This is a genomic window from Cellulomonas sp. P1_C4, from assembly GCF_056406355.1.
In genome coordinates this window covers 142,112-157,993 of sequence record NZ_JBFUAI010000002.1, presented here as the reverse complement: position 1 = coordinate 157,993, position 15,882 = coordinate 142,112, and the positions used below count along the sequence as shown (strand labels likewise).

General features: G+C 72.8%; 14 protein-coding genes. 10 read left to right on the top strand and 4 right to left on the bottom strand.

All coding sequences use genetic code 11. The annotated features are described in order from the left end of the window. The first annotated feature begins 24 nt into the window (after positions 1-24). A complete protein-coding gene (locus tag AC1DYZ_RS02270) occupies positions 25-849 on the top strand; it encodes a DUF5926 family protein (protein ID WP_477063598.1) in 825 nt (274 codons plus the stop codon). Positions 850-915: 66 nt separating this feature from the next. Further along, entirely contained in the window at positions 916-1,848 is a 933-nt protein-coding gene (locus tag AC1DYZ_RS02265) for a glycosyltransferase family 2 protein (protein WP_477063597.1), read from the top strand. Here AC1DYZ_RS02265 and AC1DYZ_RS02260 read toward each other — a convergent pair. Continuing rightward, on the bottom strand, positions 1,811-4,186 hold the full coding sequence (locus AC1DYZ_RS02260; RefSeq protein ID WP_477063596.1) for a hypothetical protein: 2,376 nt from the start codon (positions 4,184-4,186) through the stop codon (positions 1,811-1,813). The two genes, AC1DYZ_RS02265 and AC1DYZ_RS02260, sit on opposite strands and share 38 nt — an antisense overlap. A gap of 90 nt (positions 4,187-4,276) precedes the next feature. Between AC1DYZ_RS02260 and pheA the strand changes: the two genes are divergently transcribed. Beyond that, positions 4,277-5,227, top strand: coding sequence for a prephenate dehydratase (gene pheA, locus AC1DYZ_RS02255; protein ID WP_477063595.1), 951 nt, complete (start codon positions 4,277-4,279; stop codon positions 5,225-5,227). Between the two features lie 3 nt (positions 5,228-5,230). Here pheA and AC1DYZ_RS02250 read toward each other — a convergent pair whose 3' ends face one another. Continuing rightward, positions 5,231-6,388, bottom strand: a complete 1,158-nt coding sequence (locus tag AC1DYZ_RS02250; RefSeq protein WP_477063594.1) for a diacylglycerol/lipid kinase family protein — start codon at positions 6,386-6,388, stop codon at positions 5,231-5,233. Between the two features lie 70 nt (positions 6,389-6,458). Between AC1DYZ_RS02250 and serS the strand changes: the two genes are divergently transcribed. The 6 genes from serS to AC1DYZ_RS02220 all read left to right on the top strand — a co-directional run bounded on the left by serS (position 6,459) and on the right by AC1DYZ_RS02220 (position 13,017). Then, positions 6,459-7,724: a serine--tRNA ligase gene (gene serS / locus AC1DYZ_RS02245; RefSeq protein WP_477063593.1), complete on the top strand. Its 1,266-nt coding sequence runs from the start codon at positions 6,459-6,461 to the stop codon at positions 7,722-7,724. Next, positions 7,721-8,518 carry an HAD family hydrolase gene (locus AC1DYZ_RS02240; RefSeq protein ID WP_477063592.1) on the top strand — a complete coding sequence of 266 codons (798 nt, stop codon included), beginning with the start codon at positions 7,721-7,723 and terminating at the stop codon, positions 8,516-8,518. Before serS ends, AC1DYZ_RS02240 begins: the two co-directional genes overlap by 4 nt. A 211-nt stretch (positions 8,519-8,729) precedes the next feature. Continuing rightward, a complete protein-coding gene (locus AC1DYZ_RS02235) occupies positions 8,730-10,100 on the top strand; it encodes an ABC transporter substrate-binding protein (protein ID WP_477063591.1) in 1,371 nt (456 codons plus the stop codon). Positions 10,101-10,216: 116 nt separating this feature from the next. After that, positions 10,217-11,194, top strand: coding sequence for a carbohydrate ABC transporter permease (locus tag AC1DYZ_RS02230; protein ID WP_477063590.1), 978 nt, complete (start codon positions 10,217-10,219; stop codon positions 11,192-11,194). A 23-nt stretch (positions 11,195-11,217) separates the two neighbouring features. Further along, complete coding sequence (locus AC1DYZ_RS02225) at positions 11,218-12,126, top strand: carbohydrate ABC transporter permease (RefSeq protein ID WP_477063680.1); 909 nt, start codon at positions 11,218-11,220, stop codon at positions 12,124-12,126. A gap of 21 nt (positions 12,127-12,147) precedes the next feature. After that, on the top strand, positions 12,148-13,017 hold the full coding sequence (locus AC1DYZ_RS02220) for an EamA family transporter (protein ID WP_477063589.1): 870 nt from the start codon (positions 12,148-12,150) through the stop codon (positions 13,015-13,017). Between the two features lie 6 nt (positions 13,018-13,023). On the opposite strand, the gene AC1DYZ_RS02215 is transcribed toward AC1DYZ_RS02220, so the two are convergent. Then, positions 13,024-13,545 carry a bacterial proteasome activator family protein gene (locus tag AC1DYZ_RS02215; protein ID WP_477063588.1) on the bottom strand — a complete coding sequence of 174 codons (522 nt, stop codon included), beginning with the start codon at positions 13,543-13,545 and terminating at the stop codon, positions 13,024-13,026. Positions 13,546-13,611: 66 nt separating this feature from the next. On the opposite strand from AC1DYZ_RS02215, the gene AC1DYZ_RS02210 reads away from it, so the two are divergent. Next, positions 13,612-14,841, top strand: a complete 1,230-nt coding sequence (locus AC1DYZ_RS02210) for an AGE family epimerase/isomerase (protein WP_477063587.1) — start codon at positions 13,612-13,614, stop codon at positions 14,839-14,841. Here the strand turns inward: AC1DYZ_RS02210 and AC1DYZ_RS02205 are convergent. Continuing rightward, complete coding sequence (locus tag AC1DYZ_RS02205) at positions 14,838-15,818, bottom strand: NAD(P)H-quinone oxidoreductase (RefSeq protein ID WP_477063586.1); 981 nt, start codon at positions 15,816-15,818, stop codon at positions 14,838-14,840. The two genes, AC1DYZ_RS02210 and AC1DYZ_RS02205, sit on opposite strands and share 4 nt — an antisense overlap. Positions 15,819-15,882 lie beyond the last annotated feature (64 nt).

The following is a 15,882-nucleotide window of genomic DNA, read 5'->3' as shown; positions in this document are numbered from 1 at the left end:
GTGAGGACCGGTAACCTTTCCCGCATGGCCAAGAACTCGTCCGACTTCGTGCTGCGCCCGTTCGAGGGGCTCCCCGGTGAGCCCGACTGGGTCGCGCTCAAGGAGCTGGTCCCCGCGGCCACCGCGACCGCCCGCACGAGGAAGGAGCACGGCGCGCGCGAGGTGCTGGTCACCACGGTCCTGCCCACCAGCTGGCCCGCCCTGCACCGCGCCGACGGCGTGATCCTGCTGGCGCTGCAGACCACCAGCAGCTCCAACGACGTCAGCCGCGACCTCGCGCACGCGCTGCTCGAGGCCCTCGAGGTCGAGGCCGGCACCGCCGTCGAGACCGTCGGGCTGCCCGAGCCCGGCCCGCGCCTGCAGGACGTGCTCGACCTGTCCGTGCCGTTCGACGTGACCGTGCAGGACTCGTTCGCCTACTGGCTCGCCCCCGACACCGAGCGCACGCCCGACCTGCAGGCCGCGATCGAGGAGGCCGACGGCGGCATCATCGACACGGTCAAGCTCGAGTCCGCCGACGCGGCGTACTGGTGCCGGATGGGCGCCCGCGAGTTCCTCCGCTGGGCCCAGCCGCACGAGGAGCAGGTCGTGCTCGACGGCCTCGCCCGCCTGCACGCCAAGCGCGAGTCCGGGTTCGAGGGCGCGAAGTTCGTCGGCTACTTCCGCTCCGCGGGGCTCGTGGTCCCGGTGTGGGAGCTGGCCAAGGGGTCGGAGGCCGAGGACATCGAGAAGCCCGTCGCCGACTTCCTGCCCCGGTTCACCGCCGCCCTGGAGGACTCCTCGCCGCTCGACGCGAACGAGCGCCGCGCGCGCGCCGGACTCGTCGCCCGCCAGGTCACGCTGCGCTGACCACCCGTCCACAAGACGGTGTCGCCGCGGGCGGCGCTCGCGGCGATGGATAGGGTGGCGGACGTGATGCGCAAGGGCCGACAGGCCGCCGACCAGCCGGCGGGAACCTCCGTGCCGACCCCCGACGACGCCACCGCGACCGAGGTCATCGACCCGCCCGCGACGCCCGTCGCCGCGCCGCCCACCGCCGCCGACGTGCGCAAGGCCGCGGTCGACGAGCGCAAGGCGGCCGCGCACAAGGCCCGCCAGCGGGTCGCCGTGATCATCCCCGCCAAGGACGAGTCCCGGCGCATCGCCGCGACCGTCCGGTCGGCGCGCGCGATCCCCCACGTGGACCTGGTCCTGGTGGTCGACGACGGCTCTGAGGACAACACCCAGCACGTCGCGCGCGAGGCCGGCGCGGTCGTCGTCCGGCACTCGCACAACCGCGGCAAGGCGGCCGCGATGGAGACCGGTGCCGCCGTCGTGGCGATGCGCGACGCCCCGGACCGGCAGCCGCGGATCCTGCTCTTCATCGACGGCGACCTGGGCGAGACGGCGGTCAACACCGCGCCGCTGGTGCCGCCGGTGTTCGAGGGCCACGCCGACCTCGCGATCGCCCTGATCCCGCCGCAGCCCGGCGCGGGTGGTCGGGGGATCGTCGTCGGCGCCGCCCGTCGGGCCATCGCGTCGATGACCGGCTGGACGCCGACCCAGCCGCTGTCCGGCATGCGCTGCCTGACCCGCGCGGCCTTCGAGGCGGCGACGCCGCTGGCCCACGGCTGGGGCGTCGAGACGGGCATGACGATCGACCTGCTGCGCCGCGGGTTCCGCGTCGTGGAGATCCCGTGCGACCTCAAGCACCGGCCGTCGGGGTCGGACCTCAAGGGCCAGATGCACCGCGCCGCGCAGTACCGGGACGTCCAGCTGGCGGTCAACGCGCGCCGCGTGCGCCGCGCGGCCGGTGCCGTGAAGCGGACCGTCACACCGGCGCAGAAGCCTCCGCAGACTCACCGGTAGACGCCGAGCCGGTCGACCCCGAGCCGGTCGTCCCCGAGCCGGTCGTCCCCGAGCCGGTCGACGCCGAGGCGTCCTCCTCCAGCTCGCCGTCCGGCGCGCCCAGCCGCCACTGCGCGGCCGCGGCCACGAGGCACGGCACGGCGAGCGCGATGCCCGTGGCCGGCACGACGATGCCGGAGTCGTTCATGAGGAACCCGATGGTGAGCGCCGCCGCGATCGCCGCCACCGCGGGCCGCAGGAGCGGGACGGCGCGCTGCAGGCCGGCCATCGAGCTGCCCGTGCCCATGAGGGCGCCGCGTCGGGGTCTGCCGCCGGCGATGACGAGCCAGGTCAGCAGCACGCCGCCGATGGCGAGCACGAGGTAGCGCCAGGACGTCAGGACGCGCAGGTTCACCGCGATCTTGCGGCCGACGACGTCCCACAGCCCGCCGTCCAGCACGGTGGCGAAGAACCGGCCGAGGTGGGTGCGGTCGGCGGGCGGGCGCAGCCAGTCGAGGACCGCGAAGCCGCCGACGACCACGACCCCCGCCAGCGCGATGAGCCCTATCCACTTCCAGCTGACCTTGCGCCCGCTCACGACGATGGTGAGCATCGCGAACGCGAGGATGAGCGCGGGCGGACCGCCGAAGTCGCTGCCCAGCCCGGGGGTGCCGTCGACGACCACGAGCAGCAGCCCGAGCCCCGCGACCGCAGCGGTGGCCAGCCGCCGACGACCGCGGCGCAGCAGCGGGTCCGCGATCGCGACCGCGAGCAGCAGCCCCGCGGCCGTGAGCAGCGCGAACGCCTGGTTGCTCATGCCGTAGAACCGCGCGGCGAGGACCCGGTGGGCGCCCATGGGGGAGTCGATGACGAGGTTCGAGCCGGTGCACGCGTCGACCACGAGCACCAGCACCGTCACCCCGGCGACGATGCCCGTGGGCCCGAGCAGGTTGCGCCGCCACGGCCCGACCAGGGCGACCACGGTGATGAGCGCGATCCACCCGAGGAGCACCCACCAGAACGTCGTGACGGGCCGGTCCGAGCGCCACCACGGCACGAGGTTGGTGAGGAACGACGCCACGGGCGCCGCGGCGAGGGCCAGCGCAGCGACCCGCAGGACCCGCAGGGCGGGCCGCAGGGGCGTGCGGTCGGAGCGGCCCTTGCGGGTGAGGATGATCGCCGCGGCGATGAACAGCACGGCCTGGACGAGGACCAGCCGGGTCGAGTACGCGCCGGCCACGCGGGTGACCATCGTCGCGTGCCGCTGGATGTCGAGGAGCCGGTCCACGCGGGCGGTCGCGGCGGCGGTCGACGGGCCGGGCAGGATCACGGCACCGCTCAGCGCCACGGCGCTGTCGTCGAGCCCGATGCCGTCGAGCAGCGTCGGCGTGACGTCGACCGTCTGGATGAGGCCGGCCTGCCGGGTGGAGCCCGAGGTCAGCAGGCTCTCGGCGTACTCGGCGCCGTTCGGCGCACGCCCCGTCGCGGCGGCCAGCTGCAGGGCCGTGCGGCCGGAGTCGGCGAGGGAGACGACGAGGACGGTCGCGCCCGAGCGCTGCGCCCCCGCGATCGCGGCGCCGATCCGGTCGTCGATCACCTGGGCCTGCAGGGCGCGCGACGGCTCGATGATCGCGTCGGGCGTCGACACCTCGGGCGCCACGGGCTCGTCGACGTCGTCGCCCGGCGCCGACTCGGTGGGCTGCGGGGTGCTGGGCCGGGCGGCGGTCGCGTACCCGGGGTCGCGCAGCGAGCCGGCGTCGATGACCACCAGCTGCGAGGCGTCGAGGGCGTCGCGCACTGCGCTCGTGATGCCGGAGCCGGTCGTGGGCAGGTTCATGTACGGCCCGACGGGGACGCCCTGCTCGTCGGCCAGCGCGATCGCAGCGCCGGGCCCGATGCCGGTCACGTCGGAACCCGCGTCCGCGAGCATGTTCCCGAACAACCCCGGGGTCGCACCGTACGACTCCGCGTCCGCCGCGGCGACGTAGTCGTCCCAGCCGGGCACCTTGCCGCTCTCGTCGGGGTCGCGCAGGGTCCGGCACGTCCCGTCGTCGGCCCGCACGTCGGCCGCGCGGGTCCCGGTCGAGACCGCCAGCCAGCCGTCGGCCGGGCAGGAGCGGGACGCGACGCTGCGGGCGGCGACCAGACCGACCGAGCCCTCGCGCGACATGTTCCACAGCGCGGGCGTCGTGAGCGTGGTGACGTCGTCCCACCGGACCCCGGTCACGCCGACCAGCAGCACCGGGGGCTCGTCGGCCGCCTGCGCCGGGGTGGCCAGGAGCAGGCCCGCCAGCCCGAGCACGAGGGTGAGCACCACGCCGCGGAGCAGGGACGCGCGCGAGCGGGCAGGGGTCAGCACCGTTCCAGCCTACGGGCGCACTACCCTCGACCCCGGCGGCGCTGCGGGGTATCCGTGCAGCGTGCACATCATCTGCACGGGAGGAACGCCATGTCGAAGGGGCTGCCGAGGTACGCCTACCTGGGCCCGGCCGGCACGTTCACCGAGGCCGCGCTGCGGCAGGTGGTGCCCGTGGGTGCGTGCGTGGACCTGCCCGTGTCGGACGTCGCCTCCGCGATCGAGGCCGTGCGCACCGGTGACGCCGACTTCGCGGTCGTCGCCATCGAGAGCACGGTCGAGGGCGGTGTCACCGCCACGCTCGACAGCCTCGCGGGGGGCGACCCGCTGGTGATCCTGCGCGAGATGCTCGTGCCGGTGCAGTTCACGCTGGCCGCCGCGCCGGGCGTTCGGCTCGCGGACGTGCAGCGGATCTCGGCCCACCCGCACGCGTGGGTGCAGTGCCGGCGCTGGCTCGCGCACCACCTGCCGAACGTCGTGCACGTCCCCGCGACCTCCAACACCGCGCCCGCGGCGCTCCTCGCGGAGCGGCCCACGGCGGACCTCGGCTTCGACGCCGCGCTCGTCCCGCCCGCGGCCGTCGAGTCGTACGGGCTCGTGCCGCTCGCGCAGGACGTGGCGGACAACGTCTCGGCGCAGACGCGGTTCGTCGTCGTCGGTCACYCCGGTGACGTGCCGCCGCCCACCGGCGCGGACAAGACCACCCTCGTGGTGCACCTGCCCGACAACGAGGCCGGGGCGCTGCTCGCGATGCTCGAGCAGTTCGCGGTGCGCGGCGTGAACCTGTCCCGCATCGAGTCGCGACCCATCGGCGACGCCCTCGGCCGGTACTCCTTCTCGCTCGACGCGGAGGGGCACATCACCGACGAGCGCGTCGGGGAGGCCGTCATGGGCCTGCACCGGCGCTGCCCGTACGTGCGGTTCCTCGGGTCGTACCCGCGCGCCGACGCCGTCGAGCCGACCGTTCACGTGGGCACCGCGGACACGGACTTCGTCGGCGCCCGCGCGTGGCTGCAGGGGGTCCGGGGCGGCACCGCGACCTGACGGTCAGAAAGCCACTCGCACCACGAGCGCGGCGTGGTCCACGCGGGCCGACAGCTCGGTGACCCGGCCGACGATGTCGCCGTCCACCTGCACGTGCTCGCCGCCCTGGACGACGACGCGCACCTCCTGCGCACGCGTGTGGTCGATGCGGCCGATCTTGGCCGGCAGGTCGTTCCGCATCCCCGCGCCCTGCATCATCACCTCGCCGAACAGCTGCGCCCAGCCGGCGATCCCGCCGCGGGTGTCGATGGCCGCGACGTCCAGCCAGCCGTCGTCCAGCACCGCGTCCGGGAGCAGGGTGATCCCGCCGGGCAGCTTCCCGCAGTTGCCGATGAGCAGGCTGCGCAGCCGCGTCGTGGTCATCGGCTGGTCGTCGAGCCGCACGTGCATGCGCGTCCGGCGGCCGTGCAGGTGGCGCATGCCGGACACGAAGTAGGCGATCCAGCCGACCCGGCGCTTGAGCTGCTCGTCGGTGTCGGCCACCATCGCGGCGTCGAAGCCAAGGCCGGCGATGACCAGGAAGATGTGGTCGCGCGGGAGGTCCTCCTCGTCGGGGAGGTCGTCGACCGCGTCGGTGACGGCGTCGTCGATGTCGGACTCCCAGCGCAGCACCCGCAGCCAGCCGACGTCGATGGTCCGGTCCCGGCCCTCCAGCGCGATCCGCATGGCGCCGAGCGGGTCGCTCAACGGCAGGTCGAGGTTGCGGGCCAGCAGGTTGCCGGTGCCCAGCGGCATGAGGCCCATGGGCACGCCGGTGCCGACGAGGCCCTCGGCCACCGCGCGCACGGTCCCGTCCCCGCCGATGGCCACGACGACGTCGGCCCCCTGGGCGACCGCCGCGCGCGTCTGCCCGACGCCGGGGTCCTCGATCGTCGTCTCGAACCAGAGGGGTTCGCGGTACCCCTCGGCCTCCCGCGCGCGCAGGATCGCCGCCTTGAGGGCGAGCACGTCCGACTTGGACGGGTTGGCGACGAAGGCGACCACCTGCCCGGCCTCCTCGACGTCCCGCGCCAGGCGCAGAGCCCGGGCGCTGGTCCCGGCGCCCGGCGACTCGATCCGCCTGCGCAGCTCGCGCTGCCGGACCCACAGCACCAGCACCAGGACGAGCGCCGCGAGCGCGGCGATGCCCGCTGCGACCGCGACCCACGCCTCCCACGTCATGCGGAGAATCTACGGCCCCGCCCGCGGACGGCCGGAAAAGCAGGTGCGCGCGGGTCTGTAGGGTTCTTGGGTGATCGATCTGCGGCTCCTGCGGGAGGATCCCGACCTCGTCCGGGCGAGCCAGGTGGCGCGGGGGGACGACCCCCACCTCGTCGACCAGGTTCTCGACGCCGACGCGCGGCGACGCTCCGCGCTGACCGAGTACGAGACGGTGCGGGCCGAGCAGAAGTCCCTGGGCAAGCAGGTCGCGCAGGCGCAGGGCGAGGCGAAGCAGGCGCTGCTGACCCGCACCAAGCACCTGGCGGAGCAGGTCAAGGCGCTGCAGGCCGACGCCGCCGCGGCCGAGACGCACGCGACCGAGCTGAGCCGGCGGATCTCGAACGTCGTCGAGGACGGGGTCCCGACCGGCGGCGAGGACGACTACGTCGTGCTCAAGCACGTCGGCGAGGCGCGCGACTTCGACTTCCCCGTGCGCGACCACCTCGAGCTGGGCGAGGGCCTCGCGGCCATCGACACCGAGCGCGGCGCCAAGGTGTCGGGCGCGCGGTTCTACTACCTCACCGGCATCGGCGCGCGCCTCGAGCTCGCGCTGCTCAACGCGGCCGTCGACAAGGCCCTGTCCGCGGGGTTCACGCCCGTCATCACGCCGACGCTGGTCAAGCCCGAGATCATGGCCGGCACCGGGTTCCTCGGCGCCCACGCGGACGAGATCTACCACCTCCCGGCCGACGACCTGTACCTCGTCGGCACCAGCGAGGTCGCGCTCGCGGGCTACCACTCGGGCGAGATCCTCGACCTGTCGAAGGGCCCCAAGCGGTACGCGGGCTGGTCGGCGTGCTACCGCCGCGAGGCGGGCTCGTACGGCAAGGACACCCGCGGGATCATCCGGGTGCACCAGTTCCACAAGGTCGAGGCGTTCAGCTACACGACGATCGAGGACGCCTACGACGAGCACCGCCGCATCCTCGCCTGGGAGGAGGAGATGCTGGCCCTCGCCGAGCTGCCGTACCGGGTGATCGACACCGCCGCGGGCGACCTGGGCTCCAGCGCCGCCCGCAAGTTCGACTGCGAGGCGTGGCTGCCCAGCCAGCAGCGGTACCTCGAGCTCACCTCGACCTCCAACTGCACGACGTTCCAGGCTCGCCGCCTCGGCGTCCGCGAGCGCACCGCCGACGGCTCGATGCGTCCGGTCGCGACGCTCAACGGCACCCTCGCGACGACGCGCTGGATCGTCGCGCTGCTCGAGAACCACCAGCAGGCCGACGGGTCGGTGCGCGTCCCGGAGGGGCTGCAACCGTATCTCGGGGGCCTCGAGGTGCTGGAGCCCGTGCGATGACCCGCTGCCGCCTCGTCGCCCTCGACGTCGACGGGACGCTCATGTCCTACGACGGCGTGATCTCCGACGAGGTGCGCGAGGCGGTCCGCGCCGTCCGCGACTCCGGGCTGCACGTGGTGCTCGCGACCGGCCGGGGGGTGCACTCGGCGGCGCCCGTGGCCGTCGAGCTCGGCCTGACCGACGGCTGGGTCGTCTGCTCGAACGGCGCGGTCACCGCGCGGCTCGACCCGACCACGGACGTCGGCTACGAGATCGTCCGCGTCGTCACCTTCGACCCCGGGCCGGCGCTGCGGGCCATCGCGCTCGAGCTGCCGGACGCCCTGTACGCCGTCGAGGACCTCGGCMTGGGCTTCCGGGTCTCGGCCGACTTCCCCGACGGGGAGCTGTCGGGCGACCTCGAGGTCGTGTCGTGGGAGGAGCTGACGTCGACCCCGGCCACCCGCGTGGTCATCCGCAGCCCCGACAGCACGCCCGAGCTGTTCCACGAGCTGGTCGAGCGGGTGGGTCTGCACGAGGTCGAGTACGCCGTCGGCTGGTCCGCCTGGCTCGACCTGACCCCGGGCGGCATCTCCAAGGCCAGCGCGCTCGAGGAGGTGCGCCAGCACCTCGGCGTGCAGCCGCACGCGACCGTCGCGATCGGCGACGGTGGCAACGACGTGCAGATGCTGCGCTGGGCGGCCCGCGGGGTCGCGATGGGCCACGCGCCAGAGGCGGTCCGCGCCGCCGCCGACGAGGTCACGGGCGGTATCGAGGACGACGGGGCCCTTGCGGTGCTGCGGAGCCTGCTCGTCTGAGCCTGCGCACGATCCGGTCATCTCGTCGGTCTGCCGCATGAATCCGGGCCATCTCGGCCGCGCCCGGCCTCCGTGCTCGGGTCGTGACTGAATCGTGACCGGTTTGCCCGGTCTTTCCTGTTGCGCCGGTGTTGTGTAACGGCTTGCATCGCTTGCAAGGGCGCGGGGGTTTCACCTGCGCTCAACCGGTGCATGACGACGTGGAGGTCTCATGAACGGCACGCGAAAGCGTCGCGGGTACGTGGCAGCAGCGGCAGCGAGCGCGGGGTTCGCGCTCGTGCTGACGGGGTGCTCGAGCGGTGGCGGGGGAGACGACGAGAGCTCGGCCAACCCGTCGTCGGACTGCTCGATCTACGACACGTACGGAGATCTGAGCGGCAAGACCGTCTCGATCTACGCCGGCATCACCACCCCGGAGGACAAGCCGTACACGGACTCCTTCAAGGCGTTCGAGGACTGCACGGGCGTGAAGGTCGACTACCAGGCCGACAAGAGCTTCGAGCAGCAGATCCTCGTCCAGGCGCAGGCGAAGAACACGCCGGACATCGGCATCGTCCCGCAGCCCGGCCTGCTGGCCCAGCTGGTGGCGACGGGCACGGTCGTTCCCGCGCCGAAGGCGGTCGAGGACAACGTCGACAAGTTCTGGCAGCCGGCCTGGAAGGACTACGGCTCGGTCGACGGCACGTTCTACGCCGCTCCGTCGGGCGCCAGCGTCAAGTCGCTCGTCTGGTACTCGCCGAAGCAGTTCAAGGACAACGGCTGGGAGGTCCCGACGACGCTCGACGAGCTGCAGAAGCTCTCCGACGACATCGCCGCCACCGGGATCAAGCCGTGGTGCGCCGGCATCGCGTCGGGTGACGCGACCGGCTGGCCGATCACCGACTGGATGGAGGACATGATGCTCCGGGTCGCCAGCCCGGAGTCCTTCGACAAGTGGGTCTCGCACGAGGAGGCGTTCAACTCGGCCGACCCGACCAAGGCGCTCGACGCCGTGGGCGACTACCTGAAGAACACCAAGTACGTGAACGGTGGCTTCGGCGACGTCACGTCCATCGCGAGCACCGCGTTCCAGGACGGCGGCCTGCCGATCCTCGACGGTCAGTGCGCGCTGCACCGTCAGGCGTCGTTCTACGCGGCCAACTGGCCCGAGGGCACCAAGGTGGCCGAGGACGGCGACGTCTTCGCGTTCTACCTGCCGGGCGTGAAGGCCGACGACCACCCGGTGCTCGGCGCCGGCGAGTTCGTGACCGCGTTCAGCGACCGTCCCGAGGTGCAGGCGCTCCAGACGTTCTGGTCGACCGACACCTGGGCGAACATCAAGGCGAAGGCGAGCTCGGAGGACACGGGCGGCGGCTGGATCACCGCCAACAGCGGGCTCGACAACGCCAACCTGGTGAACCCCATCGACCTGCTCTCCGCCAAGATCCTGCAGGACCCGAACTCGGTGTTCCGCTTCGACGGCTCGGACCGCATGCCGGCCGCCGCGAACACGGCGTTCTGGAAGGAAGCGACCAACTGGATCACGGGGCAGGACACGAAGTCGACGCTCGACAAGATCGAGGCCGCCTGGCCGGCGTCCTGAGCTGAGGCCCGTCCCCGGGAGTCGTCCGTGGCTCCCGGGGACCGGCCTGCACTCCGACAGTGCCGTCGTCCGTCGCCGGCCGCCGTTGTCCGTCGTCGTCCCCGTCCGGAGGTCCGATGCAGCTCGCCGACAAGCTCGGAGCGATGGTGCTCGCGCTGCTCGCGTTCACCGTCGTGATCGGTCTGATCCTGTTCGTCGTCTCGCTCCTGGAGAAACGAGGCGTCAAACGGGTCGCCTGGTTCTTCGTCGGGCCGACGTTCCTGCTCCTCCTGCTCGGCCTGGTCTACCCGGCCGTGCGCACGATCATCCGCTCGTTCTTCGACGCCGCCGGCAAGGCATTCATCGGCGTCGACAACTACACGGCGATCTTCACGTCCCCCGACCAGCTCGTGGTCCTGCGCAACACCGTGCTCTGGGTGCTCGTGGCCCCGGTCGTCGCGACGGTCGTCGGCCTCATCTACGCCATCATCGTCGACGGCGCCAAGGGCGAGGCGCTCGCGAAGTCGCTGATCTTCCTGCCCATCGCCATCTCGTTCGTCGGCGCGTCGATCATCTGGAAGTTCGTCTACGAGTACCGGTTCTACGACCCGACGCTGAAGGTGAACCCCCAGCAGATCGGCCTGCTCAACCAGATCATCGTGTGGCTCGGCGGCACACCCCAGCAGTTCCTCATCAACCAGCCGTGGAACACCTTCTTCCTCATCGTGGTGATGATCTGGATCCAGGCAGGTTTCGCCATGACGATCCTCTCCGCGGCGATCAAGGCGATCCCGGCGGACATGGTGGAGGCGGCGCGGCTCGACGGCGTCTCGTCGTGGGGGATGTTCCGGTTCATCACCATCCCGACCATCCGGCCCACCCTCGTGGTCGTCCTGACCACGATCGCCATCGGCAGCCTCAAGGTCTTCGACATCGTGCGCACCATGACCGGCGGCCAGTTCGGCACCAGCGTCGTGGCCAACGAGTTCTTCACGCAGAGCTTCAGCGCGGGCAACCAGGGACTGGGTGCGGCCCTGGCCGTGCTCCTGTTCATCCTGGTGATCCCGATCATCGTCTACAACATCCGGCAGATCCGGCGATCGGAGGCACGATGAGCACCGTCGGACCCCAGCTGGACATGACCGGCGTCGTCCGGGGCACGGACGACCAGGCCGGCGACGTCCGGGGTGTCGCGGAAGCCACGAAGAAGCGGCTGACGTCCCCGTGGGCCTCGCTGGCCGCCGTGGTGCTGGCGGTCGTGTGGACCGTGCCGACCCTCGGGCTCTTCATCAGCTCGTTCCGGCCGGCCGAGGACATCAACAAGTCGGGCTGGTGGACCGTCTTCACCAACCCGAACTTCACGCTCGAGAACTACCAGACGGTGCTGTCGTCCGACAGCTCGTCGTCGCTCGCGCCGTACATCATCAACTCGATCGTCATCACCATCCCGGCCGTGGTCATCCCGCTGCTCATCGCCTCGCTGGCGGCGTACGGGTTCGCGTGGATGAACTTCCGCTTCAAGAACGCGCTGTTCGTCGCCGTGTTCGCGCTGCAGATCGTGCCCATCCAGGTCACGCTCATCCCGCTGCTGACCATCTACGCGGACATCAACATCGCGGGCACGTTCTGGGCGATCTGGCTGTCGCACACCATGTTCGCCCTGCCGCTCGCGGTGTTCCTGCTGCACAACTTCATGAAGGAGATCCCCGGCGAGCTGATCGAGGCCGCTCGCGTCGACGGCGCGGGGCACGTGACGATCTTCTTCCGGCTGATGCTGCCGATCCTCAAGCCCGCGCTCGCGGCCTTCGGCATCTTCCAGTTCCTGTGGGTGTGGAACGACCTGCTCGTCGCGCTGACCTTCGCCGGGTCGTCCCAGAAGGTCGCGCCGCTGACCGTCGCCCTGTACAACCTCACGGGTCAGCGGGGGACGCAGTGGTATCTGCTCACGGCCGGGGCGTTCGTCTCGATCATCATCCCGGTGATCGTGTTCCTGAGCCTGCAGCGGTACTTCGTCCGCGGGCTGCTCGCCGGGTCCGTGAAGGGGTGAGGCCTCGCCTAGCCTGAGGCCGTGCCCGCGCCCCTGCTGTTCGTCCTGTCGGGGCTGACCCAGTACCTCGGGGCGGCGCTCGCCGTCGGCATCTTCGGCACGATCGCCGCCGGCACGGTCGCGTGGCTGCGCATCGCGGTGGCGGCGGTCGTCCTGCTCGTGTGGCGACGACCGTGGCGGTCCCGCGCCCTGTGGACGGGCCCGGAGCTGCGCACCGCCGTGGTGTTCGGCGTGGTGCTGGGCGTGATGAACGTGGCGTTCTACATCGCCATCGACCACCTGCCGCTGGGCACCGCGGTGTCGATCGAGTTCCTCGGGCCGGTGGCCGTGGCGGCCGTGACGGGACGCGGCTGGCGGGACCGCGTGGGCATCGCGATCGCGGCCGTCGGCGTCGTGCTGCTGGCCGGGGTGAGCCTGGACGCCGGGCCGGACGCGGTGATCGGGCTCGTGGCCATCGGCGTGGCGGCCGCGTGCTGGGCGGCGTACATCCTGCTGGGCCGGCGCGTGGCCCGGGCCGCGTCGGGCGGGATCACCGGCCTGTCGGTGGCGATGGCCGCCGGGGCCGTGGTGCTCGCGCCGTTCCTGGCCGGCGGTGCCGGCCCGGTGCTGCACGACGCCCGGCTCGCCGCGCTCGTCGTCGCGATCGCCGTGTGCTCGTCGGTGATCCCCTACGCGCTCGAGCAGGTGGTGCTGCGGCGCGTGCGGGCGGCGACCTTCGCCGTGCTGCTGGCGATGCTGCCCGCGACCGCGGCCGTCGTCGGGGCGGTCGTGCTCGGGCAGGTGCCGCACGGGCTCGAGGTGGTCGGGCTGCTGCTGGTCTCCGGCGCGATCGTGCTCACCGGCCTGGACCGCGAGGAGCCGGCGACCGACGAGGCGCCGCCGCCGGCGTGAGGTGCGCTACAGGTACTGCCCGGTCGACGGGTCTCGGCGGCCGACGTCCGCCGGCGGGCCCGCGACCTGGCCGGGCGGCAGCTGGCGACGGATCCCCGTCAGCTGCGACTGCGCCGCCATCTGCTGCGCCACCAGCGCGGTCTGGATGCCGTGGAACAGTCCCTCGAGCCACCCGACCAGCTGCGCCTGCGCGATGCGGAGCTCGGCGTCGGACGGGGCCTGGTCCTCGACGAACGGCAGCGTGATGCGGTGCAGCTCGGCGACGAGCTCGGGCGACAGCCCCTCTTCGAGCTCGTGCAGCGACCGCTCGTGGATCTCCGCGAGGCGGGCGCGGGCGGCGTCGTCGAGCGGCGCGCTGCGCACCTCGTCGAGCAGCTGCTTGATCATCGTGCCGATGCGCATGACCTTGGCGGGCTGGCCGACGAGCGAGGTGATGTCCTCGGGGGCGTCGTCGTCCTGCGGGGCGTCGAGCACCACCACGCGGGGTTGCTCGTCCTGGGGGGCGTCCTGCGAGTCGTTGTCGGTCACTCGGGCATTCTGACCGACTCCGGCGCTCGGCGCAGGGGGTCGGGTGCCGTCGCTAGGGTGGTCGCCATGGCCTGGCTCACCACACCCGCCCACGCCCGCTGGCTCGAGGCCGAGACCGACCGGCTCCTCGCGTTCGGCCGCGCCTCCGTGGTCCCCGGCGGGTTCGCCCGGCAGGACGAGGCGGGGCTCGCGGTCGAGGGACCCCTGGAGCTCTGGATCGCCTGCCGCATGACGCACGTGTACGCGCTCGGTCACCTGCTGGGCCGGCCCGGCTCGGCCGCGCTGGTCGACCACGGCCTCGCGGCGCTCTCCGCCACGTTCCGCGACGACGAGCACGGCGGCTGGTTCGCCGAGGTCGAGCGCGACGGGACCCCGCGGGACACCGCGAAGGCCGCCTACCCGCACGCGTTCGTCATCCTCGCGGCGTCGAGCGCGGTCACCGCGGGCCGGCCGGGCGCCCGCGCGCTGCTGGACGAGGCGCTCGCCGTCTCCGAGCAGCGGTTCTGGGACGACGAGGCCGGCATGGTGGTCGAGGAGTGGGACCGGACGTTCACGACGTTGGACGGCTACCGCGGGGTCAACGCGAACATGCACACGGTCGAGGCCTACCTCGCGGCCGCCGACGTCACCGGGCAGCGCATATGGCTGGACCGCGCGCTGCGGATCGTCGAGCGCGTGGTGCACGGCTGGGCCGCCGGGAACTCGTGGCGCATCCCCGAGCACTTCGACGCCGACTGGGTGCCGGACCTCGAGTACAACGTCGACACCCCGGCGCACCCGTTCCGTCCCTACGGCGCCACCATCGGCCACTGGCTCGAGTGGGCCCGCCTGACCCTGCACGCGCGCGCCGCCGTCACCGCGCGGGGCGATGTCGCTCCGGCCTGGCTGCTCGCGGACGCGATCTCGCTGTTCGACGCCGCCGTCCGCGAGGGGTGGGACGTCGACGGCGGCCCCGGCTTCGTCTACACGGTCGACTGGTCTGGGGCGCCCGTGGTGCGCGAGCGCATGCACTGGGTGGCCGCCGAGGCCGTGGCCGCAGCCGCCGCGCTGCACGCCGCGACGGGCGAGGAGCGGTTCGACGCCGCCTACACGCAATGGTGGGAGTACATCGGCGAGCATGTGCTCGACCGGGTCGGCGGGTCGTGGTGGCACGAGCTCGGCACCGACAACCAGGTGTCTCGGACGGTCTGGGCGGGCAAGGCGGATCTCTACCACGCGGTCCAGGCGACCTTGATCCCGCGCCTGCCCCTGACCCCGGTGATCGCCCCGGCGCTGGCCGCAGGCCTCCTGGACTAGGGGATCAGCAGGACCTTGCCGAAGGCCTCGCCGGTCTCCAGCAGCCGGTGGGCGTCGGCCGCCTGGTCGAACGGCAGCCGAGCGTGCACGACCGGTCGCACGGAGCCGTCGGCGACGAACGGCCACGCGTGCCGGCGTACGCCGTCCATGATCGCGACCTTCTGCTCCAGCGGGCGCGAGCGCAGCATCGTGCCGAGGATGCTCGCCCGCTTGCCGAGCAGCACCGCCAGGTCCAGCTCGCCCCGCCGGCCCTGCTGCATGCCGATGACGACGAGCCGGCCGTCGTCCGCCAGCATCGCGAGGTTGTCCGCCAGGCCGCCCGCGCCCAGCACGTCCAGCACGACGTCGACGCCGCGGCCGTCGGTCGCCTCGAGCACGCGGTCGACCAGGCCGGGCTCACGGTGGTCGACCACCACATCGGCCCCGAGGTCACGCACCCGGGCGCACCGCTGCGGGCCGCCGGCCGTCGCGATCACGCGGGTGCCGAGCGCGTGCCCCAGCTGGACGGCCGCGGTCCCGACGCCGCCCGAGCCGCCGCGCACGAGCAGGGTCTCGCCCGGGGACAGGCGGGCCGCGCGCAGGTTCGACCAGACGGCGGCCAGCGCCTCGGGCAGCGCGGCGGCGTCGACGGTCGACACACCCTCCGGGATCCGCAGCGCGAGCGCGGCGGGCACGGCGACCCGCTCGGCGTATCCGCCGCCGGCCAGCAGGGCGGCGACCCGGTCGCCGACGGCGAGGTCGTCGGCACCCAGGCCGTCCCCGCGCGCGACGACCGTCCCGGACACCTCGAGTCCCGGCCAGGCGGGGGCTCCGGAGGGCGGGGGATAGTGACCGGCGCGCTGGAGGAGGTCGGCCCTGTTGACTCCGGCGGCCGCGACCTCGACTATCAGGTCCAGCGGTCCGGGGGCGGGTTCGGCCACCTCGTCGACTGCGAGGACGTCCGGATGACCCGGCTTCGTGATCACCACCGCACGCACGTCCGCACAGTAACCCGCACAGAACCCAGGACCTTGCAGGCCCGGCTGCTAGCACACGACACCC

Coding starts and splice junctions, on each gene's coding strand:
- AC1DYZ_RS02270 (WP_477063598.1), top strand. CDS start 25: ATGGCCAAGAACTCGTCCGACTTCGTGCTGCGCCCGTTCGAGGGGCTC.
- AC1DYZ_RS02230 (WP_477063590.1), top strand. CDS start 10,217: ATGCAGCTCGCCGACAAGCTCGGAGCGATGGTGCTCGCGCTGCTCGCG.
- AC1DYZ_RS02225 (WP_477063680.1), top strand. CDS start 11,218: ATGACCGGCGTCGTCCGGGGCACGGACGACCAGGCCGGCGACGTCCGG.
- AC1DYZ_RS02250 (WP_477063594.1), bottom strand. CDS start 6,388: ATGACGTGGGAGGCGTGGGTCGCGGTCGCAGCGGGCATCGCCGCGCTC.
- AC1DYZ_RS02210 (WP_477063587.1), top strand. CDS start 13,612: ATGGCCTGGCTCACCACACCCGCCCACGCCCGCTGGCTCGAGGCCGAG.
- AC1DYZ_RS02235 (WP_477063591.1), top strand. CDS start 8,730: ATGAACGGCACGCGAAAGCGTCGCGGGTACGTGGCAGCAGCGGCAGCG.
- AC1DYZ_RS02265 (WP_477063597.1), top strand. CDS start 916: ATGCGCAAGGGCCGACAGGCCGCCGACCAGCCGGCGGGAACCTCCGTG.